The organism is Streptomyces silaceus, from assembly GCF_001419745.1.
Classification (GTDB): Bacteria; Actinomycetota; Actinomycetes; order Streptomycetales; family Streptomycetaceae; genus Streptomyces; species Streptomyces silaceus.
In genome coordinates, this window is sequence record NZ_LIRJ01000221.1 from 1 (window position 1) to 22244 (window position 22244).

Annotated in this window: 24 protein-coding genes; 11 read left to right on the plus strand and 13 right to left on the minus strand. The window is 71.8% G+C overall.

What is annotated here, in order from left to right:
• The 3 genes from AOK22_RS21190 to AOK22_RS21200 form a co-directional block, all read left to right on the plus strand.
• The coding region (locus tag AOK22_RS21190; RefSeq protein WP_055700278.1) for a S1C family serine protease at window positions 1-848 on the plus strand (848 nt) is incomplete at its 5' end.
• Window positions 849-984: 136 nt separating this feature from the next.
• The gene (locus AOK22_RS21195; protein ID WP_055700279.1) at window positions 985-1458 is read left to right on the plus strand and encodes a sec-independent translocase; all 474 of its coding nucleotides are present in this window, start codon (window positions 985-987) and stop codon (window positions 1456-1458) included.
• A 120-nt stretch (window positions 1459-1578) separates the two neighbouring features.
• Window positions 1579-2247, plus strand: coding sequence for a hypothetical protein (locus AOK22_RS21200; protein WP_055700298.1), 669 nt, complete (start codon window positions 1579-1581; stop codon window positions 2245-2247).
• A gap of 62 nt (window positions 2248-2309) precedes the next feature.
• Here the strand turns inward: AOK22_RS21200 and AOK22_RS21205 are convergent, their stop codons facing one another.
• Genes AOK22_RS21205 through AOK22_RS21215 form a run of 3 tightly spaced genes read right to left on the minus strand, consistent with a single transcriptional unit; the run spans window position 2310 to window position 5336 of the window.
• Window positions 2310-3443, minus strand: coding sequence for an Mrp/NBP35 family ATP-binding protein (locus AOK22_RS21205; RefSeq protein ID WP_055700280.1), 1134 nt, complete (start codon window positions 3441-3443; stop codon window positions 2310-2312).
• Between the two features lie 44 nt (window positions 3444-3487).
• Window positions 3488-4069: a DUF1003 domain-containing protein gene (locus AOK22_RS21210; protein WP_055700281.1), complete on the minus strand. Its 582-nt coding sequence runs from the start codon at window positions 4067-4069 to the stop codon at window positions 3488-3490.
• Window positions 4059-5336 (minus strand): magnesium transporter MgtE N-terminal domain-containing protein, encoded by a 1278-nt coding sequence (locus tag AOK22_RS21215; RefSeq protein ID WP_055700282.1) that lies wholly within the window; start codon window positions 5334-5336, stop codon window positions 4059-4061. The genes AOK22_RS21210 and AOK22_RS21215 overlap by 11 nt, the downstream gene beginning before the upstream one ends.
• Window positions 5337-5536: 200 nt before the next feature.
• Here AOK22_RS21215 and AOK22_RS21220 point away from each other — a divergent pair, with 200 nt between their 5' ends.
• Complete coding sequence (locus AOK22_RS21220) at window positions 5537-6304, plus strand: hypothetical protein (RefSeq protein ID WP_055700283.1); 768 nt, start codon at window positions 5537-5539, stop codon at window positions 6302-6304.
• A 72-nt stretch (window positions 6305-6376) separates the two neighbouring features.
• On the opposite strand, the gene AOK22_RS21225 is transcribed toward AOK22_RS21220, so the two are convergent.
• Window positions 6377-6886, minus strand: coding sequence for a hypothetical protein (locus tag AOK22_RS21225; RefSeq protein ID WP_055700284.1), 510 nt, complete (start codon window positions 6884-6886; stop codon window positions 6377-6379).
• Window positions 6887-6908: 22 nt separating this feature from the next.
• On the minus strand, window positions 6909-8039 hold the full coding sequence (locus AOK22_RS21230) for a magnesium and cobalt transport protein CorA (protein WP_055700285.1): 1131 nt from the start codon (window positions 8037-8039) through the stop codon (window positions 6909-6911).
• A gap of 455 nt (window positions 8040-8494) precedes the next feature.
• Between AOK22_RS21230 and AOK22_RS21235 the strand changes: the two genes are divergently transcribed.
• Window positions 8495-9079 (plus strand): suppressor of fused domain protein, encoded by a 585-nt coding sequence (locus AOK22_RS21235; RefSeq protein WP_055700286.1) that lies wholly within the window; start codon window positions 8495-8497, stop codon window positions 9077-9079.
• Window positions 9080-9120: 41 nt separating this feature from the next.
• Here AOK22_RS21235 and AOK22_RS21240 read toward each other — a convergent pair whose 3' ends face one another.
• Complete coding sequence (locus AOK22_RS21240; RefSeq protein ID WP_055700287.1) at window positions 9121-10374, minus strand: MFS transporter; 1254 nt, start codon at window positions 10372-10374, stop codon at window positions 9121-9123.
• 163 nt (window positions 10375-10537) lie between these two features.
• On the opposite strand from AOK22_RS21240, the gene AOK22_RS21245 reads away from it, so the two are divergent.
• From AOK22_RS21245 to AOK22_RS21255, 3 genes are all read left to right on the plus strand, one after another.
• Entirely contained in the window at window positions 10538-11179 is a 642-nt protein-coding gene (locus AOK22_RS21245; RefSeq protein WP_055700288.1) for a DUF6758 family protein, read from the plus strand.
• 95 nt (window positions 11180-11274) lie between these two features.
• A complete protein-coding gene (locus tag AOK22_RS21250) occupies window positions 11275-12141 on the plus strand; it encodes a PHP domain-containing protein (protein WP_055700289.1) in 867 nt (288 codons plus the stop codon).
• A gap of 136 nt (window positions 12142-12277) precedes the next feature.
• Window positions 12278-12883, plus strand: a complete 606-nt coding sequence (locus AOK22_RS21255) for a MarC family protein (protein ID WP_055700290.1) — start codon at window positions 12278-12280, stop codon at window positions 12881-12883.
• 73 nt (window positions 12884-12956) lie between these two features.
• On the opposite strand, the gene AOK22_RS41945 is transcribed toward AOK22_RS21255, so the two are convergent.
• Window positions 12957-13109 carry a hypothetical protein gene (locus tag AOK22_RS41945; protein WP_167357870.1) on the minus strand — a complete coding sequence of 51 codons (153 nt, stop codon included), beginning with the start codon at window positions 13107-13109 and terminating at the stop codon, window positions 12957-12959.
• Window positions 13110-13308: 199 nt separating this feature from the next.
• On the opposite strand from AOK22_RS41945, the gene AOK22_RS21260 reads away from it, so the two are divergent.
• Window positions 13309-14247 carry an NYN domain-containing protein gene (locus AOK22_RS21260; protein WP_055700291.1) on the plus strand — a complete coding sequence of 313 codons (939 nt, stop codon included), beginning with the start codon at window positions 13309-13311 and terminating at the stop codon, window positions 14245-14247.
• A 27-nt stretch (window positions 14248-14274) separates the two neighbouring features.
• Here AOK22_RS21260 and AOK22_RS21265 read toward each other — a convergent pair whose 3' ends face one another.
• Window positions 14275-15174: an alpha/beta fold hydrolase gene (locus tag AOK22_RS21265; protein WP_055700292.1), complete on the minus strand. Its 900-nt coding sequence runs from the start codon at window positions 15172-15174 to the stop codon at window positions 14275-14277.
• Window positions 15175-15371: 197 nt separating this feature from the next.
• Window positions 15372-17645 carry a DEAD/DEAH box helicase gene (locus AOK22_RS21270; RefSeq protein ID WP_055700293.1) on the minus strand — a complete coding sequence of 758 codons (2274 nt, stop codon included), beginning with the start codon at window positions 17643-17645 and terminating at the stop codon, window positions 15372-15374.
• Between the two features lie 463 nt (window positions 17646-18108).
• On the opposite strand from AOK22_RS21270, the gene AOK22_RS21275 reads away from it, so the two are divergent.
• A complete protein-coding gene (locus AOK22_RS21275) occupies window positions 18109-18846 on the plus strand; it encodes a ferritin-like fold-containing protein (protein WP_055700299.1) in 738 nt (245 codons plus the stop codon).
• A gap of 90 nt (window positions 18847-18936) precedes the next feature.
• Here AOK22_RS21275 and AOK22_RS21280 read toward each other — a convergent pair whose 3' ends face one another.
• The 4 genes from AOK22_RS21280 to AOK22_RS21295 all read right to left on the minus strand — a co-directional run bounded on the left by AOK22_RS21280 (window position 18937) and on the right by AOK22_RS21295 (window position 20849).
• On the minus strand, window positions 18937-19206 hold the full coding sequence (locus AOK22_RS21280) for a hypothetical protein (protein WP_055700300.1): 270 nt from the start codon (window positions 19204-19206) through the stop codon (window positions 18937-18939).
• A 175-nt stretch (window positions 19207-19381) separates the two neighbouring features.
• Entirely contained in the window at window positions 19382-19609 is a 228-nt protein-coding gene (locus AOK22_RS21285; RefSeq protein WP_055700294.1) for a DUF3107 domain-containing protein, read from the minus strand.
• 138 nt (window positions 19610-19747) lie between these two features.
• The gene (locus AOK22_RS21290; RefSeq protein WP_055700295.1) at window positions 19748-20389 is read right to left on the minus strand and encodes a TetR/AcrR family transcriptional regulator; all 642 of its coding nucleotides are present in this window, start codon (window positions 20387-20389) and stop codon (window positions 19748-19750) included.
• Window positions 20390-20630: 241 nt separating this feature from the next.
• Window positions 20631-20849, minus strand: a complete 219-nt coding sequence (locus AOK22_RS21295; protein WP_055700296.1) for a hypothetical protein — start codon at window positions 20847-20849, stop codon at window positions 20631-20633.
• A 126-nt stretch (window positions 20850-20975) separates the two neighbouring features.
• Between AOK22_RS21295 and AOK22_RS21300 the strand changes: the two genes are divergently transcribed.
• Window positions 20976-21968, plus strand: a complete 993-nt coding sequence (locus AOK22_RS21300; RefSeq protein WP_055700297.1) for an alpha/beta fold hydrolase — start codon at window positions 20976-20978, stop codon at window positions 21966-21968.
• Window positions 21969-22244: the final 276 nt, after the last annotated feature.

Below are 22244 nucleotides of genomic sequence, written 5' to 3' on the forward strand. Positions count from 1 at the left end.
AGGGCCACATCCTCACCAACAACCACGTCGTCGAGCCCGCGGGCACCGGCGGCGCGATAACGGTGACGTTCAGCGGCGGCGAGACCGCCAAGGCCGAGGTCATCGGCCGCGACGCGGGCTACGACCTCGCGGTCGTCAAGGTCTCCGGCGTCCGCGGCCTGAAGCCCCTGCACCTCGGCAACTCCGAGAACGTGCAGGTGGGCGACCCCGTCGTGGCCATCGGCGCCCCCTTCGACCTCGCCAACACCGTGACCTCCGGGATCATCAGCGCCAAGGAGCGTCCCATCACGGCAGGCGGTGAGAAGGGCGACGGCAGCGACATCTCGTACGTGGACGCCCTGCAGACCGACGCGCCCATCAACCCGGGCAACTCCGGCGGGCCCCTCGTCGACTCCAAGGCCCGCGTGATCGGCATCAACAGCGCCATACGCTCCGCCGACGACGGCTCGGACCCGGGCGGCGGCCAGGCGGGCTCCATCGGCCTGGGCTTCGCCATCCCGATCAACCAGGGCAAGCGCGTCGCCGAGGAGCTGATCAACTTCGGCAGGGCCACGCACCCCGTGATCGGCGTCACGCTCGACACCGAGTTCACCGGCGACGGCGCCCGTATCGCCGACAAGGGCAAGAACGACGGCCCCGCGGTCAACCGGAACGGCCCCGGGGACAAGGCCGGCCTCAAGCCGGGCGACGTGATCACCGAGGTCGACGGCCACCCCGTGCACTCCAGCGACGAGCTGATCGTCAAGGTCCGCGCGCACCGCCCGAAGGACCGCCTGGAGCTGACGGTCGAGCGCGGCGGCGCCGACCGCGAGGTGACGCTGGTGCTCGGCTCGGCCGGAGGGAACTGAGTAAAGGACTGACCAGGTCTGTTCCGGGTTGTCGTGCAGCGGCTACCGGACGGACACGGGCGCCGGGTACCGTGGACACGGTCCAGACCTCGGACGACGACCTGTTGCGGGCTGAGGACATCGCAAGGAGCTCAAGGTGTTCAATGACATTGGCGCACTGGAGATAGTGACGCTGGTCGTCCTCGCCGTGCTCATTTTCGGCCCCGACAAGCTCCCGAAGGTCATTCAGGACGTCTCCCGCACGATCCGCAAGATCCGCGAGTTCTCCGACAGCGCGAAGGCGGACATCAGGGACGAGCTGGGCCCCGAGTTCAAGGACTTCGAGTTCGAGGACCTGAACCCCAAGAAGTTCATCCGCAAGCAACTCGACAACGACGAGCTGGGGCTCAAGGAAATCCGCAACGGCTTCGACCTGAAGAAGGAGATGAACGAGGTCGCGGACGCCGTGCACGGCCGCGACAGCGACTCCTCCGACACGGGTTCCGACAGCGGTTCGGGGGTCGGCGCGGCCTCCTCCGGCGGGGCCCGCGTGGACATGCAGAAGAAGACCGCGGAGCCCAAGAAGCTCGACGCCGGCGACCGTCCGCCGTTCGACGCGGACGCCACCTGACCCCTTGCCTGATCCGTCGCCGCCAACGGGTGTGGCTATCCTGCCTTGTTGTCCGGCGTGAGGACGCCCGAGGGGGGCGGGCCGCTCCGGACCGACGAGAGCGAGGAGGCGGCCGGGTACATGGAGACGACAAGTCGGGTGGGCGCGCAGGCGTCGGCCGCGGACGGCACCGCACAAGCGGTGCCCTCCGCCCGGCGCACGGTCGACGGCTACCTGCTGGCGCCCTTCCCCTGGTACGGCCTTGACGAGGCCTACACGGGGCAGCGCTGGCTGATGCAGGTCGGCGCGGCGGCGGACGGTGCCGTGGAGCACGGTTCGATCGGGCACGGCGACGAGCCGTCGGTCCGCGCCGAGGGCACCCTCGGCAACAGCGACAAGGAGCGCTTCGCGGTCGTGGTGACCGTCGCGGCGAACCCCGTTCGGCGCAGCGCCGACGGCACCGGCGTCCTGGAGGCCACCTCGGTCTCCTCGGCCGCCTGGCTCGCCGGGGTCGGCCTGCTGTCCTTCACCTGGCCCGGCCAGATGGACCACACCCTGCGCGACGACTGGCTGGACCAGCAGACGGAGACCGCCTGGGTGCTCGCGGACGACCTGGAGGGCTCGGACTGGTCGACGCTGTCGCTGCCGGTGGACGGCGTGCCCACGCCCTTCCACTACCGCGAGTCCGAGTACGGCTGGGTCCTGGCGGGGTCGACCAAGGAAGGCGTGCACCTGGGTGCGTACGGGCGCGGGATGAGCGCCTACGGCCTCGGATTCTCGGTCATCAAGGATATTGCCGCGTACGCCTAGGCGGCGGGCCTACGGGGAAGGGGGCGCCGTCCTGGTGACGGCGCCCCCTTCCCGTGGGCCGCTCAGAACTTGTTGCGCGGGGTGATGCCCAGCGACATGCCCGACAGGCCGCGCTGGCGGCCGCCCAGCTTGCCCGCGATCGTGCGCAGCGCCGAGCCCGCCGGGGACTCCGGGTCGGACAGGACGACCGGGCGGCCCTCGTCGCCGCCCTCGCGCAGGCGTACGTCGATCGGGATGGAGCCGAGCACCGGCACCGTCGCGCCGGTCGTCTTCGTGAGGCCCTCGGCGACCTTCTGGCCGCCGCCCGTGCCGAACACGTCGACCATCTCGCCGCAGTGCGGGCAGGGCAGCCCGGACATGTTCTCGACGACGCCCACGATCTTCTGGTGGGTCTGGACGGCGATGGAGCCCGCGCGCTCGGCGACCTCGGCCGCGGCCTGCTGAGGCGTCGTCACGACCAGGATCTCGGCGTTCGGCACCAGCTGCGCCACGGAGATCGCGATGTCGCCCGTGCCCGGCGGCAGGTCGAGGAGCAGGACGTCCAGGTCGCCCCAGAAGACGTCCGCGAGGAACTGCTGGAGCGCGCGGTGCAGCATCGGGCCGCGCCACACGACCGGCGCGTTGCCCGGCGTGAACATGCCGATGGAGATGACCTTCACGCCGTTCGCCGACGGCGGCATGATCATGTTCTCGACCTGGGTGGGGCGGCCCTCGGCGCCCAGCATGCGGGGCACGCTGTGGCCGTAGATGTCCGCGTCCACGACGCCGACCTTCAGGCCGTCCGCGGCCATCGCGGCCGCGAGGTTCACCGTCACCGAGGACTTGCCGACGCCGCCCTTGCCGGACGCCACGGCGTAGACCCGGGTCAGCGAGCCGGGCTTGGCGAAGGGGACCTCGCGCTCGGCGGTGCCGCCGCGCAGCGCCGCCGCCAGCTCCTTGCGCTGGTCGTCGCTCATCACGTCCAGGGTGACGTCGACGCGCGTGACGCCCTCGACGGCGGCGACCGCGTCGGTCACGTTCCGCGTGATGGTGTCGCGCATCGGGCAGCCGGAGACCGTCAGGTACACGGTGACCGCCACCACCCCGTCGGCGGAGATGTCCACCGATTTGACCATCCCCAACTCGGTGATGGGTCGCTGGATCTCGGGGTCGTTCACCGTCGCCAGTGCTTCGCGCACCGCGTCTTCCGTAGCCATACGACCGATAGTACGGCGCGGTAACCCCGCCCCGGAAAGAGCTGTCAGCGGTCGCCTACGTCACTTCCCCGAGAGCCCTCCGACGGGAATACGACACGGCCGTCCGGGTGATGCCCGATGCGCTGCTCCTCCAGCTCCTTGACCAGGTCCTGGAGCTCGGAGCGGATCCAGTCGCGGGTGGCCACCTCGCCCAGGCCCATGCGCAGCGAGGCGATCTCGCGGGTGAGGTACTCGGTGTCCGCGATCGACCGCTCGTTCTGCTTGCGGTCCTGTTCGAGGTTGACGCGGTCGCGGTCGTCCTGGCGGTTCTGCGCGAGGAGGATCAGCGGGGCCGCGTACGACGCCTGGAGCGACAGCATCAGGGTGAGGAAGATGAACGGGTACTGGTCGAAGCGCAGCTCGTCGGGGGCCGCGATGTTCCACACCACCCACAGGATGATGACGACCGTCATCCAGACGATGAACCGGCCCGTGCCCAGGAACCGCGCGATGCGCTCCGAGAGCCGCCCGAAGGCCTCCGGGTCGTAGTCGGGCAGCAGCTTGGGGCGCGGGGTGCGCGGCTGGTCGAGGCGGAAGCGCGGGGTCCTCGGCTCGGCGCGGTTCTCGCGGTCGCGGTCAGCCGCCATGGCCCGCCCCTTCCTCCTCCAGATGGAACTCCGTCTCGCGCCAGTCGTCCGGCAGCATGTGGTCGAGCACGTCGTCGACGGTGACCGCCCCGAGCAGCGAGCCGCCCTCGTCGACGACGGGCGCCGCGACCATGTCGTACGTCGCGAAGAACCCGGCGACGGCCGGCAGCGTGGCGTCCGGCGCGAGCGGCTGCAGATCGTCGTCGAGGATCGAGCCGACCAGCGTGTACGGCGGATCGCGAAGGAGCCGCTGGAAGTGCACGGTGCCCAGGTACTTGCCGGTCGGCGTCTCGTCCGGCGGGCGGCACACGTACACCTGTGCGGCGAGCGCGGGGGAGAGGTCCTCCATGCGCACCCGCGCGAGGGCGTCGGCGACGGTGGCGTCGGGCCGCAGGACGATCGGCTCGGTCGTCATCAGACCGCCGGCCGTGCGCTCCTCGTACGCCATCAGGCGCCGCACGTCGGCCGCGTCGTCCGGCTGCATCAGGGTGAGCAGCCGCTCCTTGTCCTCCTCGGGCAGCTCGGCGAGCAGGTCGGCGGCGTCGTCGGGGTCCATGGCCTCCAGGACGTCGGCCGCGCGCTCCTCCTTGAGCTTGCCGAGGATCTCGATCTGGTCGTCCTCGGGGAGCTCCTCGAGGACGTCCGCGAGCCGGTCGTCGTCGAGCGCGGCGGCGACCTCGGCCCGCCGTTTGGGCGACAGGTGGTGCAGCACGTTGGCGAGGTCGGCCGGGCGCAGCTGTTCGAAGGTGGCGAGGAGGTTCTCCGCGCCCTGTCCGTGCTCCTCGAGGGAGAAGCCGGCGACCGCCGACCAGTCGACGGTCAGCGTCTCGCCCTTGCGCCGGAACGTGCCGCCCTTGCCCTTGCGTACGAAGACCCGGTCGATCTCCCAGTCACGGCGGGCGGGCAGCTGCTGGACGGAGATGTCGAGGACCGTCACCTCCTCGTCCGTGTCGACGAGGTGGACCCGCCGGTCCAGCATCTCGCCGAGCACGAGCCGCTCGGTGGGCCGCTGTTCGAACCGGCGCACGTTCAGGACGCCGGTGGTGATGACCTGGCCCGACTCGATGCCGGTGACGCGGGTCATCGGCAGGAAGATCCGCCGCCGGGTCGCGAGCTCGACGACCAGGCCGAGCAGCCGGGGCGGCCGCTTGCCGACCCTGAGCATCGCCACCAGGTCGCGCACCCGGCCGACCTGGTCGCCGTTCGGGTCGAAGACGGGGGTGCCGGAGAGATGGGAGACGAAGACCCGTGGGGCGCCAGCCGCCATGCGCGCGCCTCCTTCTCCCGGTCCTGCCGCCGATTCATGCCGTTTCATCCGGTCATACGGGCTTCAGGCTAGCCCGTCCCGGTCGGATGCGCCCCGGCGGAGGGTCCGGACGGACTGACTCCGATCTGCTCGGCCGACACAGGTACGCTGCCGTACTGCCGAAGCCGTAGAGGTCGTCCGCACGAGAGGCAGCGCCACCTGTGACCGCTCTTCCCCAGGCCAGCCGAGCCCGCAGGGCAGCGTTCGTGAGCGTGTTGTGCGCGGGGCTGGTCGCGGGGGCCACGAGTCTGACCGGGTGCAGCAGCGAGGACCCGGACGCGGGCACCAACGGCGTGGGCAAGCTCTCCGCGGCGAAGATCCAGAGCAAGGCGGGGCGGGCGGCCGAGTCGGCGTCCGCGGTCCGGCTCTCCGGCACGCTGGTGAGCAAGAGCCACACGTACAGCCTGGACATGCGCCTCAAGGGCGAGGGCGGCACCGGCTCGGTCACCTCCAAGGGGCAGACCTTCCAGCTGCTGCGCGTCGGCGAGGAGCTGTACCTGAAGGCCGACTCGGAGTTCTGGACGCACGACACCACGACCGACGGCAAGGCCAAGAAGTCGGACGAGACGGCGGCGGCCAAGCTGGACGGCAAGTACGTGAAGGTCCCCAAGGGCGACCCGTCCTACAAGCAGCTGAGCGGCTTCACGGACAAGGACCTGCTCCTGGACGGCATGCTCACCCTCCACGGCCGGCTGGCCAAGGGCGACCGCGGTACGACGGGTTCGAAGCGCACGATCGAGATCACCGGCGACGACGGCGCGGGCGGCACGCTGGACGTCTCCCTGGAGGGCAGGCCGTACCCCCTGCGCCTGGAGCGCGGCGGCCACGCGGGCACGGTCAAACTCACCGACTGGAACCAGGACTTCCCGCTCCAGGAACCGTCGAAGGACGAGATGGTCGACTACGGCAGGCAACTGCCGACGTCGTAGGCGCCCCGGAGGGGCGCGAGGAACCGCGCGGGCGACCCGGGCGGACCCGCGGCCGCCGGACGCGCACGGACCTCAGCGGCGCTTGCGCTTGAACAGGAGCCGAGGAAGCCCCGCGGGGACCGGCATGCGCGTGGTCGCCGCACTCGGCAGCGGCGCGGCGGCCAGGGACCCCTCGGGAAGGTCCGTCACCGCGTCGAGCGGGGTGAGCCGAAGCACCCGGCACTGCTCGGCCCACCGCACGGTGACCCGCTCCGCGTCCACGGAGTTCAGCCGCTTCCCCTTGAGCTCGGCGACGGCCGCCTCCCACTCCTCGGAGTGGGGCGCGAGCTCGCTCACCGCTGCCGTCCAGGCGACCACACGGCCGCCCTTGTCCTTGCTGCGCACGGTGACCTCGGCGCGCTCCCCGTCGACGAGCCCCGGCAGCGGCTGCTCGCCGGCGCCGTCGCCGACGAGGTGCGCGGCGCCCTCGTGCCACACGTGCCACAGCGCCCGCGCGGGCCCGTTCCCCCGGACCCAGATGAGGCCGGACTTCTTGGTGGCCTCCTCGACGAGGGCGCGGCCGAGCAGCGAGTCAGCAGTCATGCGGGCAGCCTACCGAGTGGGGTCACAGCCAGCCGTTGCGCTTCAGGGTCCGGTGGATCGCGAAGCAGACGCCGCCGATGAGGGCGAGCACCATCGGGTAGCCGTAGCGCCAGTGCAGCTCCGGCATGTGCTTGAAGTTCATGCCGTAGACCCCGCAGACGGCCGTCGGCACGGCGATGATCGCCGCCCACGAGGTGATCTTGCGCATGTCCTCGTTCTGCGCCACGGCGGCCTGCGCGAGGTTGGCCTGGAGGATCGAGTTGAGCAGCTCGTCGAAGCCGATGACCTGCTCCTGGACGCGCGTGAGGTGGTCGGCGACGTCACGGAAATACTTCTGGATGTCGGGGTCGACGAGCCGCATCGGCCGCTCGCTGAGCAGCAGCATCGGGCGCAGCAGCGGCGAGACGGCCCGCTTGAACTCCAGGACCTCGCGCTTGAGCTGGTAGATCCGCCCGGCGTCGACGCCGCGCGAGCTGCCCTTGCCCTTGCTCGGTGCGGAGAACACCTCGCTCTCCACGTCGTCGATGTCGTCCTGCATCGCGTCGGCGACCGCGATGTACCCGTCGACGACGTGGTCGGCGATGGCGTGCAGGACGGCCGAGGGGCCCTTGCCGAGCAGCTCGGGGTCGTCCTGGAGGCGGCGGCGCAGGGCGCGCAGCGAGCCGTGTCCGCCGTGCCGCACGGTGATGAAGAGGTCCCGGCCGGTGAAGCACATCACCTCGCCGGTCTCCACGATCTCGCTGGTGGCGGTGAGTTCGTCGTGCTCCACGTAGTGGATGGTCTTGAAGACGGTGAACAGCGTGTCGTCGTACCGCTCCAGCTTGGGCCGCTGGTGGGCGTGGACCGCGTCCTCGACGGCGAGGGGGTGCAGCCCGAACTCGGCCGCGATACCGGCGAATTCGGCCTCGGTCGGCTCGTGCAGGCCGATCCAGGCGAAGCCGCCCTCGCGGCGCACCTCCAGCATCGCCTCGTGCGGGGTGAGGGCGTCGGCGCACTCGACGCGGCGCCCGTCGCGGTAGACGGCGCAGTCGACGACGGCGGACGCGGCGTCACGGGTCGCGTCGTAGGTGTCGTACGAGGAGGAGGGGTACGGGGCGCCGTCCTTGCGGAGCGAGGGGCGGACGGCGGCACGAAGGTCACGGATCATCGACATGGGCAGGCTCCTTCGCGGGGGTGAAGCCGCCGATGACCGAACCGGATTCGGCACTGCCCGGAATGAGGACGTCCTGACTGCGGGACCTCTGCACGTCCACAAAGCGGGGAGCACCGCACCGTCGCGGGGCGACTTCACTGCTGATACAGATCAGACAGATCAGGCGGAAATGAAGCGCTCTTCCGTCGTACGGGTACGCGGGAAGCCAGGGATGCGGCTCAGCTGCCGGAAGAGCGGGTGGTACTGCACGATCGACTTCGATCCATTGCAGCCCCACCTCCTCCGGCCGGTCCCCCGTAAGGGACGTCTCATCCCCGCTGTGGGGGACGGTCTCGCAGTCAGGGGCTCGAAAGCGACGCTTGGCGTGCTGCCCCGACCAGCGGCCAAGACTATCAGCCGAACTGAAGAAGCGACCTCACCCTTTACCCGTTCCATGCGGGTTCTATGCTCGCGCCATGGGAGAAGTTCTTGCTCTGGTCGAGGCCCGCCTCCGCACTGGCCTGGGGGAACCGGACGCGCGCGCCGCGGTGACCTTCCTCGGTACCGACCGCTTCGACGTGTTGCGTTTCACGGACGGCGACGTGGTGCGCTACGCCACCCTCGGTATGTCCGCCCAGCCGATGACGGATCCGACCGCCGCGCTCGCCGACCCGGTCAAGGGCCCGCGCGCGGAACTGGTGTTGTCGGTACGAGGAGGGCTCGCCGACACGGACAAGGTGCTGCGTCCGCTCGCCGTCCTCGCCGCCGCTCCCCAGGTCGAGGGCCTGATCGTGGCGCCGGGCGCCTCGCTGGACGTGGGCGAACCGCTGTGGCCCGGCGCGCCGTTCACCTCGGTCCTGGTCGCGGAGTCCGGCGGTCTGGTCGAGGACCTGGACCTCGACGCGCCCATGGATCCCGTACGGTTCCTGCCGCTGCTCCCCATGACGCCGAACGAGGCGGCGTGGAAGCGGGTGCACGGCGCGGCGGCCCTCCAGGAGCGCTGGCTGAACAGCGGAACGGACCTGCGTGATCCGCTGCGCAAGTCCGTTCCCCTCGACTGAGACCCCTCGGCCGAAGTCGCTGAAGTCCCTTACGGGCCGCTTCAGTTGGCGAAGACCGTGACGCCGTCCTCGGTGGCGTGCTTCGGTTCGAGCTCCTCGGCGTCGTGCGTGAGCGCGCTCCTGCGCACCCAGACCACGGCGGCGCCGAGCACCGCGGTGACGGCCGCGACCACGAACGGGATGTGGATGTTGCTCCACTCCTCGATCTTCGGCGCGAAGAACGGCGCGGCGGCCGCGGCGAACCAGCGCACGAAGTTGTAGCCGGCGCTGGCCACCGGGCGCGGCGCGTCGGAGACCCCGAGGGCGAGTTCGGTGTAGACGGTGTTGTTCACGCCGATGAAGGCGCCGGACAGGATCGTACAGACGACGGCCGCGGTGTGGTTGCCGTACCCGAGCACCAGGACGTCGACGGCGAGCAGCACCAGCGAGCCGCCCAGCACCTTCAGCGACCCGAACCGCTCCTGCAGACGCGGCGCGACGAGCACCGAGAAGACGGCGAGCAGCACGCCCCAGGCGAAGAAGACCGCGCCCGACTTATAGGGCGTCATGTTCAGCACGAACGGTGTGAAGGCCAGCACCGTGAAGAACGTGTAGTTGTAGAAGAACGCCGAGGCCGCCGCGGAGGCGAGCCCGCCGTGGCCGAGCGCCTTGATCGGGTCGAGCAGCGACGTCTTCCTCGCGGGCCGCGGCTGCTCCTTGAGGAACGCCGTGATGCACAGGAAGCCGATCGCCATCAGCGCGGCGGTGCCGAAGAAGGGGTAGCGCCAGCTGGCGTCGCCGAGCAGCGCGCCGACCAGCGGTCCGCACGCCATGCCGAGGCCGAGCGCCGACTCGTACAGCAGGATCGCGGCCGCGCTGCCGCCGGCCGCTGCGCCGACGATGACGGCGAGGGCGGTCGAGACGAAGAGCGCGTTGCCGAGCCCCCAGCCCGCCCGGAACCCGACGAGCTCGCCGACCGAGCCCGACGTGCCGGACAGGCCGGCGAAGACCACGACGAGCGCGAGCCCGAGCAGCAGCGTCTTCTTGCCGCCGATGCGGCTGGAGACGAACCCGGTCACCAGCATCGCGACGGCGGTGATCAGGAAGTACGAGGTGAAGAGGAGGGAGACCTGGCTGGCGCTCGCGTCCAGGCCCTTGGCGATGGAGGGCAGGATCGGGTCGACGAGGCCGATGCCCATGAAGGCGACGACGGACGCGCCCGCCGTGGCCCACACGGCCTTGGGCTGACGCAGGATGCCGCCCGCTCCCGCGTCGAACGGATCCCCTTCGGCGGGGCCTCCTGTGCTGCTGTTCATACAGCCGCTCCTTCACTGCTTCCACAGAGGTCGTTGACGTATACACATATTAAGTTAGGAAGCCTAAAGGATGCAAGCTACACCTAGTTTTGCCTGGTGACAGCGCCACCGGACGGGTGATCGTCCTTGACGGGGCGGCGACCGGGGAGGACCGTTGGGCGCTATGAGGGGCGAACCCAGTTGCCCGAAGTGTGGTGGCCGGGTCAGGGCTCCCGGTCTCTTTGCCGACTCCTGGCAGTGCGACGTGCACGGCACCGTGCATCCGCTGCAGCCCGTGATCCCGCCCAGCGTCGAGGCCCTCCAGGTCGTGGTGCACCGCGCGCAGGTCCCGGTGTGGATGCCGTGGCCCCTGCCGGTCGGCTGGCTGTTCACGGGTGTGGCCTGCGCGGGCGACGACCGCAGCGGCGGGCGCGCGACCGCGGTGGCCTGTTCCGGGCCCGCGCCGCTCGGCGGCGGCGGTGAGCTGGTGCTCGTCGCCGAGGAGCTGGGCGTCGGCCTCGGCGCGCGGTACGCCGGCATCGACGGCCCCGACCCCGGCCCCCACATCAGCGTCGAGAAGCCGCCGCAGGCCAAGGTCCTCGCCGCCGGCAGGCCGACCCCCATGTGGCACGTCGCGGGGGCGCCGGACGACCGGGCCGTCTTCGCGGGCGAGGCGCGCGGCCTGTGGCTGTGGGCCATCGCGTGGCCGGAGCAGTCGGGCCTGCTGATGTACGACGAACTGGTCCTCACCGACCTGCGGGACGCGGGCGCGGAGGTGGACCTGCTGCCGTGCGGCGCGCTGTCGCCACGGCTGCTCACGCCGTGAGGCACGCCTCCTTCGTGGCGGGCGGGGGGACGTGCGACTCCCGTTATCCTTGAGCGTCCCCTTCGTCCGCCCTGTCAGAGCCTGGAGTCAGCGTCGTGCGCATCGATCTGCACACCCACTCCACCGCCTCCGACGGCACGGACACCCCGGCCGAGCTGGTGCGCAACGCCGCCGCCGCGGGACTCGACGTCGTCGCGCTGACCGACCACGACACCACCCGGGGATACGCGGAGGCCATCGGTGCCCTGCCCGCCGGTCTGACCCTCGTCACCGGCGCCGAGCTCTCCTGCCGCCTCGACGGCGTGGGCCTGCACATGCTGGCGTATCTCTTCGACCCCGAAGAGCCCGAGCTCGCCCGTGAGCGCGAGCTGGTGCGCGACGACCGCGTGCCGCGCGCGAAGACGATGGTCGGCAGGCTCCAGGAACTGGGCGTCCCCGTGACCTGGGAGCAGGTCGCGCGCATCGCGGGCGACGGCTCGGTCGGCCGCCCGCACATCGCCGAGGCCCTCGTCGAGCTGGGCGTCGTGCCCACCGTCTCCGACGCCTTCACGCCCGAGTGGCTCGCCGACGGCGGCCGCGCGTACGCGGAGAAGCACGAGCTCGACCCCTTCGAGGCGATCCGCCTGGTCAAGGCGGCCGGCGGCGTCACCGTCTTCGCGCACCCCGCCGCCGTCAAGCGCGGCCAGGTCGTGCCCGAGGCCGCGATAGCCGAGCTCGCCGCCGCGGGCCTCGACGGCGTCGAGGCCGACCACATGGACCACGCGCCCGAGACCCGCGCCCGGCTGCGCGGACTCGCGGCCGACCTCGGCCTCCTGGCCACCGGGTCCAGCGACTACCACGGCAGCCGCAAGACGTGCGGGCTCGGCGAGTTCACCACCGACCCCGAGATCTACGGCGAGATCACGCGCCGGGCGACCGGCGCGTTCCCCGTGCCCGGGGCGGGCGGAAGCCCGGCCGCCTGACGGCCCGCGCCCTCCCGCGCCCCGTCTCACCTCACCTCACCTCACCACTCCACGGTTCCGTGGCGGTGGCCGCCGTGCCCCGTGCCCGGCGCCGCCGCCGCGGCACCTTCGTACGACTCTCTGCAAGGCCATCACTGTGTTCGACGTCGCCGTCTTCGGATCCCTTTTTCTCACCCTATTTGTGATCATGGACCCCCCTGGGATCACGCCGATCTTCCTCGGCCTGACCGCGGGCCGGCCCGCCAAGGTGCAGCAGCGGATGGCCTTCCAGGCCGTCTGTGTCGCCTTCGGCGTGATCTCGGTCTTCGGTCTGGTGGGCCACCAGATCCTCGACTACCTGCACGTGTCCGTGCCCGCGCTGATGATCGCGGGCGGTCTCCTGCTGCTGCTCATCGCGCTCGACCTGCTCACCGGCAAGACGGACGAGCCGAAGCAGACCAAGGACGTCAACGTCGCCCTCGTGCCGCTCGGCATGCCGCTGCTCGCCGGGCCCGGCGCGATCGTCTCGGTCATCCTGGCCGTCCAGGACGCCGACAGCGTCGGCACCCAGATCTCCGTGTGGTCGGCGATCGTGGCGATGCACGTGGTGCTGTGGCTGGTGATGCGCTACTCGCTGCTGATCATCCGCGTCATCAAGGACGGCGGCGTGGTGCTCGTGACGCGGCTCGCGGGCATGATGCTGTCCGCCATCGCGGTGCAGCAGATCATCAACGGCGTGACGCAGGTGGTCAAGGGCGGCTGAGCCGCGCCGGCACCGGCCGCACACACGAAGGGCCCCCGTACGGATGCCGTACGGGGGCCCTTCGACGTCTTCGTTACGAGGCCGTGGCTTCGGCCGGGCGGATGTAGATGCGCTGGCCGATTGCGGCGGCCTGCTGCACGATCCGGTTGACGGAGGCGGCGTCCACGACGGTGCTGTCCACGGCGGTGCCGTCGACGTCGTCGAGTCGCATGATTTCGAAGCGCATAAGGCTTCTCCCTTCGTCTGGTCATCCTCCTGAAGGAGAACTGCTGTGGTTCCGAACAACTTCTGTGGTTCCGAGGGGTACAACGAGTTGCCCCCTGCAAACATTCCCTACGCTAAGGAAATTTTTCGAGTACCTAATTACTCATGGGTAGCGGGACCGGTTGTGTTCGCTGCGTGACCGGCGGGACACTGGGTTCTCTATGAATGACGCCGATCACAGTGCGGTCGACCCCGGCGCCGTCGACCCCAGCGCAGCCGACATCAGTGCTCAGCTGGAGCGCGCCAACGGCCTGCTCGAACGCGTGCTCGCCGAGGTGGCGAAGACCCCCTCCACGCACGCGATCTTCGTCGACGCCGGGTATCTGTACGCGGCCGCGGGCCGGCTCGCCGCCGGGACCGAGGACCGCCGCGCCTTCGACCTCGACGCCGAGGGCCTGATCGAGGCGCTCATCGACAAGGCCCGCACGATCTTCGCGGACAGCCGGCTGCTGCGCGTCTACTGGTACGACGGGGCCAGGCGGCGCATCCACACCACCGAGCAGCAGTCGATCGCCGAGCTGCCCGACGTCAAGGTCAGGCTCGGCAACCTCAACGCCAACAACCAGCAGAAGGGCGTCGACTCGCTGATCCGCAGCGACCTGGAGTCCCTGGCCCGGCACCGCGCCATCAGCGACGCGGCGCTCATCGGCGGCGACGAGGACCTGGTCTCGGCCGTCGAGGCCGCGCAGGGGTACGGCGCGCGGGTCCATCTGTGGGGCATCGAGGCGGCCGAGGGCCGCAATCAGGCGGAGCCGCTGCTGTGGGAGGTCGACAGCCAGCGCACCTTCGACCTGGAGTTCTTCAAGCCGTACGTCACGCGCCGCCCCGTCACGACGTACGAGGCGGGCGCGAGCGCGCACCGCCCCTCCCGCGAGGACGTCCGGTTCGTCGGCGCGCAGATCGCCGCGAAGTGGCTGTCGGCACGCGGGCGCGAGGCGCTGGTGGGCCTGCTGCCCGGCCATCCGTATCTGCCCGGCTCCGTGGACCAGGAACTGCTGGTGGAGGCGGAGCGCCTGCTGCAGTACTCGCTGCGGGGGCAGTCGGATCTGCGCAGGGCGCTGCGGGACGGGTTCTGGGACCACCTGCAGGCGCAGTACTGAGCCGCGGGCCCCGGTCCGTCCCGGGCCTCAGTGGCGGTCCCAGAAGTCGATCAGGGCCGCGGCCGTCGCCTCGGGGCGGTCGGTGTTGGGGGAGTGCTCGGCACCGGTGATCACCGTGCGGTGGGCGCGCAGTCGTACCGCCATGTCGTCCAGGAGCGGCAGCGGCCAGGTGTCGTCGCGCTCGCCCGAGATCACGTGCTTGGGCAGGGACAGCTCGGCGAGCTCGGCCACGCGGTCCGGCTCCGTGGAGAGCTGCCGGCCGGTCGCGGTGAGCTGCGCCGGGCTGTGCCGCAGCCAGCGGGCGCGCAGGGCCTCGGCGTCGTCCGCGTCGCCGTCGGCCCCCGTCGCCGCCTCCTGCGGGGGCGGCGGCTCCATCGCCTGCATCGCCTGCCACACCTCGTCCATCGAGAGGACCGCGAGGGCGTCCGCCAGCATCTTGGCGCGGGCCTGCTGGGTGGGGGTGATCGCGGCGGGGCCCGAGGACATGAGGGTGAGCGTGGCGTAGGGGCTCGGGTCGATGAGGACGGCGGCGCGGGCGATCTGGCCGCCGAGGGAGTGCCCGAGCAGGTGGAGGCGCGGGGAGTCGGCCGACGCCTCCTCCGGCGCCCCGGTCAGCGCCTCGGTCTGGGCGAGCACGTCACGGGCCAACTCGCCCTGCGCGTACGCGGATGCGTCGGCCGGCCCCGCGGTCTCGTACTGCCCGCGCCCGTCCACGGTGACCGCGCGGTACCCCGCACGGGTCAGCGGCTCCAGGAGGGCGATGAAGTCCTCCTTGCTGCCGGTGAAGCCGGGCAGCATCAGGACGGTCCCTCTGCGCGCGACACCGTCGGCCGGCACCGCGTCGAGGACGGCGAAGTCGCCACGGGCGGTACGAAGGGTGCGCGCGGCGGCACACGGGGGCGGGACGAACGTCGGAGGCCTGCTCATGAGCCGAGGCTAACGGACGGCCGGGTGGTGCCTGCGGTCGTGGGAGGGGCGAGGGCTCGTCTCCGGGTGGGGTCCTTCTTCGGCGGCCCGAGGGAGAAGGGGGGCGGACGTCGGAGCGCGGCCGTGTGACGCGCGAAGGCCCGCCCCCGGGTGGGGGCGGGCCTTCGACGGGAACGTGGCCCCTGGGGGCCGGAGGGTCAGGCCTCCGGGGTCTCCACGGGCTCCGCCTTCTTGCGCGTGCGGCGGCGCGGCGCCGGAGCGGCGGCCTCGGCCTCGGTCGTGTCCGCCGGGGCGGCGGCGGCCTTGCGCGTACGACGGCGGGGCTTCGGCTCCTCCGTCGCCTGCGCCGGGATCCCGGCCTCGGCGGTCTCGACCGCGGCGACGGCCTTCTTGCGCGTACGGCGCTTCGGCTTCTCGGCCTCCGCCTCGGGGGCGTCGGCTCCGGGGGCGTCGGCTTCGGCCACCTTGGCGGCCGCGGTCTTGCGGGTGCGGCGCTTCGGCTTCTCGGCCTCGGCGTCGGCCGTGGCGTCCGGCACGGCCGCCTCGGCGACCTTGGCCGCCGCGGTCTTGCGCGTACGGCGCTTGGGCTTCTCCGCCTCGGCGTCCGCCGGCGCCTCCGGCGCGGTGGCCTCGGCGGTCTCGACCGCGGCGACGGCCTTCTTACGGGTGCGGCGCTTCGGCTTCTCGGCCTCGGCTGCCTCCGGCGTGCCCTCGGCCGTCGCGACGGCGGCCTCCGCCGCCGACTCCGCCTTCTCGACCTTCTCCGCCTTCTCCGCGGTCTTGCGGGTGCGGCGGCGCGGCTTGGCGGCGGGGGCCTCGGCGTCGGTCTCCGGGGCGGTGACCTCGGGGGTCGCGGCCTCGGCGATCGTCTCCGCGGCCTTGCGGGTACGGCGACGGGGCTTCTTGACCGGGGCCTCGGCCTCGACGGCGGCCGGCGCGGGCGCCTCGGCCTCGGTCTCGTCCTTGACCGTCGTGCCCTCGGCCGTGGCCAGGGCCTCCGACGCGCCACTGCGGGTGCGGCGGCGACGGCGCGGGGTGCGCGGCTCGGTCACCTCGGCGACGGGCGCGGCGGCCTCGGTCTCCGGGGCCGCCGGAGCGGTGGCCTCGGTCGAGGTGGCGGGCGTCGTCGCGGTGGAGTCGAGCGGGCTGCCGGCACGGGTACGGCGGCGACGGCGCGGCGTACGAGCGGGACGCTCGCGCTCGGTGGTGGCGGCGCCCCCGCGCGAACGGTCACGGTCCTGGCCACGACCGCCGGAGCGGCCGCCACGGCCGCGCCCACCGGTCTCGCCGAGGTCCTCGATCTCCTCCGCGCCCAGACCCGCACGGGTCCGCTCGGTGCGCGGCAGGACACCCTTGGTGCCCGCCGGGATGTTCAGCTCCTCGTAGAGGTGCGGGGAGCTGGAGTACGTCTCGACCGGGTCGTTGAAGTCCAGGTCGAGCGCCTTGTTGATCAGCTGCCAGCGCGGGATGTCGTCCCAGTCGACCAGCGTGATCGCCGTACCCGACGCGCCCGCGCGGCCGGTGCGGCCGATGCGGTGCAGGTAGGTCTTCTCGTCCTCGGGGGACTGGTAGTTGATGACGTGCGTCACACCGCCGACGTCGATGCCGCGGGCGGCGACGTCGGTGCAGACGAGCACGTCCACCTTGCCGTTGCGGAACGCGCGCAGCGCCTGCTCGCGGGCGCCCTGGCCGAGGTCGCCGTGCACGGCGCCGGAGGCGAAGCCGCGGCGCTCCAGCTGCTCGGCGATGTCGGCCGCCGTGCGCTTCGTACGGCAGAAGATCATGGCGAGGCCACGGCCCTCGGACTGGAGGATGCGCGCGACCATCTCCGGCTTGTCCATGTTGTGCGCGCGGTACACGTGCTGCTTGATGTTCGCGACGGTCGCGCCCTCGTCGTCCGGCGCGGTGGCGCGGATGTGCGTGGGCTGCGACATGTACCGACGGGCGAGGCCGATGACGGCGCCCGGCATGGTCGCCGAGAACAGCATCGTCTGGCGCTTCACCGGAAGCATGTTGATGATCTTCTCGACGTCGGGCAGGAAGCCCAGGTCGAGCATCTCGTCCGCCTCGTCGAGGACCAGGCACTTGACGTGCTTGAGGTCGAGCTTGCGCTGGCCCGCGAGGTCGAGCAGGCGGCCCGGGGTGCCGACGACGACGTCGACGCCCTTCTTGAGCGCCTCGACCTGCGGCTCGTAGGCACGGCCGCCGTATATGGCGAGGACGCGGACGTTGCGCGCCTTGCCGGCGGTCAGGAGGTCGTTCGTCACCTGCTGGCAGAGCTCGCGGGTGGGCACGACGACGAGGGCCTGCGGCGCCTCGGTCAGCTCCTCGGGCCGCGCGCGGCCCGCCTCGACGTCCGCGGGAACGGTGACGCGCTCGAGGATCGGGAGTCCGAAGCCGAGGGTCTTGCCGGTGCCGGTCTTGGCCTGGCCGATGACGTCCGTGCCGGAAAGGGCGACGGGAAGCGTCATCTCCTGGATGGGGAAGGGGTTGATGATGCCGACGGCCTCAAGGGCCTCGGCCGTCTCGGAAAGGATTCCGAGCTCTCGAAAAGTCGTAGTCAGGGCAGTGCCTCTTCTGTGAGACGCGGCGCGAGGCGAACGCTGGGGGTCGTGACCGTGCCGGGACCGCCGGCCGCTTGGGGGGCGGGCCGGGGGCGCGGGACCACTGCCGGCGCTCGAGCGCTCGTACCGCTGAGGTTCCCTCCTCATGCCGCGCGCAGTGGTGCGTGCCGCCTGGAGGGCTGTCGGGTCGGAGCCGATCGGGCCACCGACCGGGCATCCTCATTCGTACGGCCCGTCGAATATTCGGCGGGCGCATTACCACTGTACCCCGGAATCTCGCATGCGTGTCCGGCGAACTCGTCACATGGCCGTCGTCACAGTGACTGACCAGGGACTTACGCCTTACGGCAGGCGGGCTATTGTGCGCTTCATGGAGACGCCTGACACTTCCGCTGAATCCACCCCCGAGCCCACCGGGGTCGCCGCCCAGGACTGGGCGAAAGCTTCCGCCGAGCCCCACTACCGCGCCGCTGTCGTCGACCTCCTCGGAGCGCTCGCCTACGGTGAGCTCGCGGCGTTCGAGCGGCTCGCGGAGGACGCGAAGCTGGCGCCGACGCTCGGTGACAAGGCGGAGCTGGCGAAGATGGCGTCCGCCGAGTTCCACCACTTCGAGCAGCTCAGGGACCGGCTCTCCGCGATCGGCGCGGAGCCGACCGAGGCCATGGAGCCGTTCGTCGCCGCGCTCGACGGCTTCCACCGCCAGACCGCGCCGTCCGACTGGCTCGAGGGCCTGGTCAAGGCGTACGTCGGCGACTCGATCGCCAGTGACTTCTACCGCGAGGTCGCGGCCCGGCTCGACGCCGATACGCGCGAGCTCGTGCTCGGCGTCCTCGACGACACGGGGCACGCCAGCTTCGCCGTGGAGAAGGTGCGGGCCGCGATCGAGGCGGACCCGCGCGTGGGCGGGCGGCTCGCGCTGTGGGCGCGGCGGCTGATGGGCGAGGCCCTGTCGCAGTCGCAGCGGGTGGTCGCCGACCGGGACGCGCTGTCGACCATGCTGGTCGGGGGCGTCGCCGACGGGTTCGACCTCGCGGAGGTCGGGCGGATGTTCTCGCGGATCACCGAGGCGCACACGAAGCGGATGGCCGCGCTGGGCCTGGCGGCCTGATTCGGGCCCTCTGCTCGGGGGGCCTCTGCGCGATGGCCCCTGCGGGTGCGTCGTGGCGTGTCGCGCGGTTCCCCGCGCCCCTTCGGGGCGCTATGCCGGCGCCGACCTGTGGATTCTGCGGCGGGTGGGGCGGAGCAGGAGGGACAGGAGGGCCACGGAGACGGCCAGGGCTCCCGCGAGTGTGGCGGGGGTGTGGCCGGGGCCGAGTGCCGTGTGGGTGATGAACGCGCCGACGAGCGCGCCCCCCGTGCCCGTCGACAGGACGAGGCTGCGCGCGGGCAGCCGGTGTCCCAGCCGGTGCGCGGTGGCCCAGGCCAGGGCGAGGCCGAGCAATGTCGCGCCGAGTGCTTCCAGAATCACGGTGGTGCCCTCCCTCGCGGCCAGGTGCAAATCGGTCGTAGCCGGTCTACCCCAGGCGGTCGGAACACAACCCTCCATGATCGGGCGTTCGCGGCCCGGTCCCGTACAACGCACAAGAACGGCCCGGTGGTTGAGGTCAACCACCGGGCCGTTCCCGCGATCCACGCAGTGCGTCCTACAGGGCGCTGAAGCCCACCTTGCGGGCGGTCGGCTCCCCGAGCTCCACGTACGCGAGGCGGTCGGCCGGAACCAGGACCTTGCGGCCGTGCTCGTCCACGAGACTCAGCAGCGGCGACTTGCCGGTCAGCGCCTCGGACACCGCCTGCTCGATCTCCGCGGCGCTCTGGCCGCTCTCCAGCACGATCTCGCGGGGCGCGTACTGCACGCCGATCTTGACCTCCACGGCTTTGTCCCTCCGACGGTCAGTCTGTGCGCGGCCGTCCGCGCCGTACCAGCACACATTAGCCCGGTGAGGGGACGCGGACGGCCGCGGCCGTGCACGCCGTCAGCGAACACCGCACGGGAACAAAAGCGCGAGGGCTCAGTGTCCTTCGGTGCCGTGCAGCGGGAAGCCCGCGATACCGCGCCAGGCGAGCGACGTGAGCAGCTGCACCGCCTTGTCGCGCGGGACCGTGCTGCCGCTGGCGAGCCAGTAGCGCGCGACCACCTGCGAGTACCCGCCGAGACCGACGGCGAGGAGCATCGCCTCGTCCCTGGGCAGGCCGGTGTCCTCCGCGATGACCTCGCAGATCGCCTCCGCGCACTGGAGCGTCACGCGCTCCACGCGCTCGCGGACCGCGGGCTCGTTCGTCAGGTCGGACTCGAAGACCAGGCGGAAGGCGCCGCCCTCGTCCTCGACGTACGCGAAGTAGGCGTCCATCGTCGCGGCGACGCGGAGCTTGTTGTCCGAGGTGGACGCGAGCGCCGTGCGGACGGACTGCAGCAGCGACTCGCAGTGCTGGTCGAGCAGGGCCAGGTACAGGTCGAGCTTGCCCGGGAAGTGCTGGTAGAGCACGGGCTTGCTGACGCCGGCGCGCTCGGCGATGTCGTCCATCGCCGCCGCGTGGTACCCCTGCGCGACGAATACCTCCTGGGCCGCCCCGAGGAGCTGGTTGCGTCGGGCACGGCGCGGCAGGCGTGTGCCCCGCGGGCGTGCCGCCTCTGTCTGCTCGATGGCTGTCACGCCGCCTCCCAAATCGTCCGATGTGCGGTGTGCGCCGCGCCGCCATCGTACTTTTCGGTAACAGTGATGTGCGCGGTGCGAGCGCAGAATTTCACGGACTGGACCGGCGCAGAAGGGCTCCGCGGCGGTGCGTAGCAGGGCAAATACGGTCAGGTCAGGGCCGGTGCCCCAGCCGTCCCGCGGGTGCCCGGCGGCTTCCCGGCGACGGCGGACTCCCGGCGGCGGTGGGTTCTCGGCGGTGTCAGCGGTAGTCGTCCTCGTCGAGGCTGACGACGCGGGCCTGCTCGGCGAGATCGCCCTCGGCGGCGGCGTCCCGGTCGGCGTCGGCGAGGGAGTCGTCCCCGCTGGGGGCGAGGTCGGCGTGCTGCTCCGCCGCGTCCGCCTCCGGGGCCTCGACGTCCGCCTCGGCCGCGGGCTCCTGCGGGTCGAAGGTGTCGGGATCGGTCGGATCGACGCTCATGTATTCGAGCGTAGGAGACGTACGGGCGAGGCGCTACGTGGTCCGCGTGCGTTCGTCGTGGATTCAAGTGCCATCTGTGACAGCGAACACGTGAACTACCGCGTGATCGTCTCGTAACATTGCCGCATGTCTTCGACCGAGCTGCCGAACCTGCCGGCCACCGCCGTCGCGCCCAGGCCGGGCGCCGTGGCGGTCGCGGAGGGGGAGCGTCTCGACTCGGTCGGGCTTCCAGGGCTCACGCTGAGCGTGCGGTCCCGGCCGCCGGCCCGGCCCGGACTGCCGCCCGCGCTGTACGTGCACGGGCTCGGCGGCTCCTCGCAGAACTGGTCGGCCCTGATGCCGCTCCTCGCGGACGTCGTCGACGGCGAGGCGCTCGACCTGCCGGGCTTCGGGGACTCCCCGCCACCGGACGACGGCGACTACTCCGTCACCGGGCACGCCCGCGCGGTCATCCGCTACCTCGACGCCCGCTCCCGCGGTCCCGTCCACCTCTTCGGCAACTCCCTGGGCGGCGCCGTCACCACGCGCGTCGCCGCGGTCCGCCCCGACCTCGTGCGGACGCTGACGCTGGTCTCGCCCGCGCTGCCGGAGCTGCGGGTGCAGCGCACGGCGGTGCCGACGGGGCTGCTCGCGCTGCCCGGCGTCGCCGGTCTCTTCACGCGGCTCACCAAGGAGTGGTCGGCCGAGCAGCGGGTGCGCGGCGTCATGGGGCTCTGCTACGGCGACCCGGGCCGGGTGACGCCGGAGGGGTTCCACGCGGCGGTGCGCGAGATGGAGCGCAGGCTCCAGCTCCCCTACTTCTGGGACGCGATGGCCCGCTCGGCGCGCGGGATCGTGAACGCGTACACGTTGGGTGGCCAGCACGGGCTGTGGCGGCAGGCCGAGCGGGTGCTCGCGCCGACCCTGCTCGTCTACGGCGGGCGCGATCTGCTCGTCTCGTACCGCATGGCGCACAAGGCCGCCGCCGCGTTCCGCGACTCGCGGCTGCTCACGCTGCCCGACGCCGGGCACGTGGCGATGATGGAGTATCCGGAGAGCGTGGCCACGGCCTTCCGTGAGCTGCTCATGGACACCGCCGAGTCGAGCGCCCCGGGCGCCCGCACGGCTGCGGGGAGCTGAGTCGGGGCGTGGGACGTCACAGTCGCCGGGGTCCGGCGGACACAACTGACAACACCAGCACCTCGGGGACACCGCTTTCGCACGGCGTGGGACCGCAGCCGGGCCCCGGCACGGGCCGCCGCAGACGCTCCGCCGCCCCGGACGGCACGCCGGCGCACGGCACTCCGGCACACGGCACCCCCACGCACGGCACTCCGGCTCCGGGAACGCCTCCGCGGGGGACGCCCGCACAGGGGACCCCTCCGCATGGAACCCCCGCCCCAGGCACCCCGGCAC

What these genes read in the sequence shown, in the direction of transcription:
- AOK22_RS21200 (WP_055700298.1), top strand. Translation starts at nt 1,579, where the DNA reads ATGGAGACGACAAGTCGGGTGGGCGCGCAGGCGTCGGCCGCGGACGGC.
- AOK22_RS21205 (WP_055700280.1), bottom strand. Translation starts at nt 3,443, where the DNA reads ATGGCTACGGAAGACGCGGTGCGCGAAGCACTGGCGACGGTGAACGAC.
- AOK22_RS21210 (WP_055700281.1), bottom strand. Translation starts at nt 4,069, where the DNA reads ATGGCGGCTGACCGCGACCGCGAGAACCGCGCCGAGCCGAGGACCCCG.
- AOK22_RS21215 (WP_055700282.1), bottom strand. Translation starts at nt 5,336, where the DNA reads ATGGCGGCTGGCGCCCCACGGGTCTTCGTCTCCCATCTCTCCGGCACC.
- AOK22_RS21225 (WP_055700284.1), bottom strand. Translation starts at nt 6,886, where the DNA reads ATGACTGCTGACTCGCTGCTCGGCCGCGCCCTCGTCGAGGAGGCCACC.
- AOK22_RS21230 (WP_055700285.1), bottom strand. Translation starts at nt 8,039, where the DNA reads ATGTCGATGATCCGTGACCTTCGTGCCGCCGTCCGCCCCTCGCTCCGC.
- AOK22_RS21235 (WP_055700286.1), top strand. Translation starts at nt 8,495, where the DNA reads ATGGGAGAAGTTCTTGCTCTGGTCGAGGCCCGCCTCCGCACTGGCCTG.
- AOK22_RS21240 (WP_055700287.1), bottom strand. Translation starts at nt 10,374, where the DNA reads ATGAACAGCAGCACAGGAGGCCCCGCCGAAGGGGATCCGTTCGACGCG.
- AOK22_RS21245 (WP_055700288.1), top strand. Translation starts at nt 10,538, where the DNA reads ATGAGGGGCGAACCCAGTTGCCCGAAGTGTGGTGGCCGGGTCAGGGCT.
- AOK22_RS41945 (WP_167357870.1), bottom strand. Translation starts at nt 13,109, where the DNA reads ATGCGCTTCGAAATCATGCGACTCGACGACGTCGACGGCACCGCCGTG.
- AOK22_RS21260 (WP_055700291.1), top strand. Translation starts at nt 13,309, where the DNA reads ATGAATGACGCCGATCACAGTGCGGTCGACCCCGGCGCCGTCGACCCC.
- AOK22_RS21265 (WP_055700292.1), bottom strand. Translation starts at nt 15,174, where the DNA reads ATGAGCAGGCCTCCGACGTTCGTCCCGCCCCCGTGTGCCGCCGCGCGC.
- AOK22_RS21270 (WP_055700293.1), bottom strand. Translation starts at nt 17,645, where the DNA reads ATGACGCTTCCCGTCGCCCTTTCCGGCACGGACGTCATCGGCCAGGCC.
- AOK22_RS21275 (WP_055700299.1), top strand. Translation starts at nt 18,109, where the DNA reads ATGGAGACGCCTGACACTTCCGCTGAATCCACCCCCGAGCCCACCGGG.
- AOK22_RS21295 (WP_055700296.1), bottom strand. Translation starts at nt 20,849, where the DNA reads ATGAGCGTCGATCCGACCGATCCCGACACCTTCGACCCGCAGGAGCCC.
- AOK22_RS21300 (WP_055700297.1), top strand. Translation starts at nt 20,976, where the DNA reads ATGTCTTCGACCGAGCTGCCGAACCTGCCGGCCACCGCCGTCGCGCCC.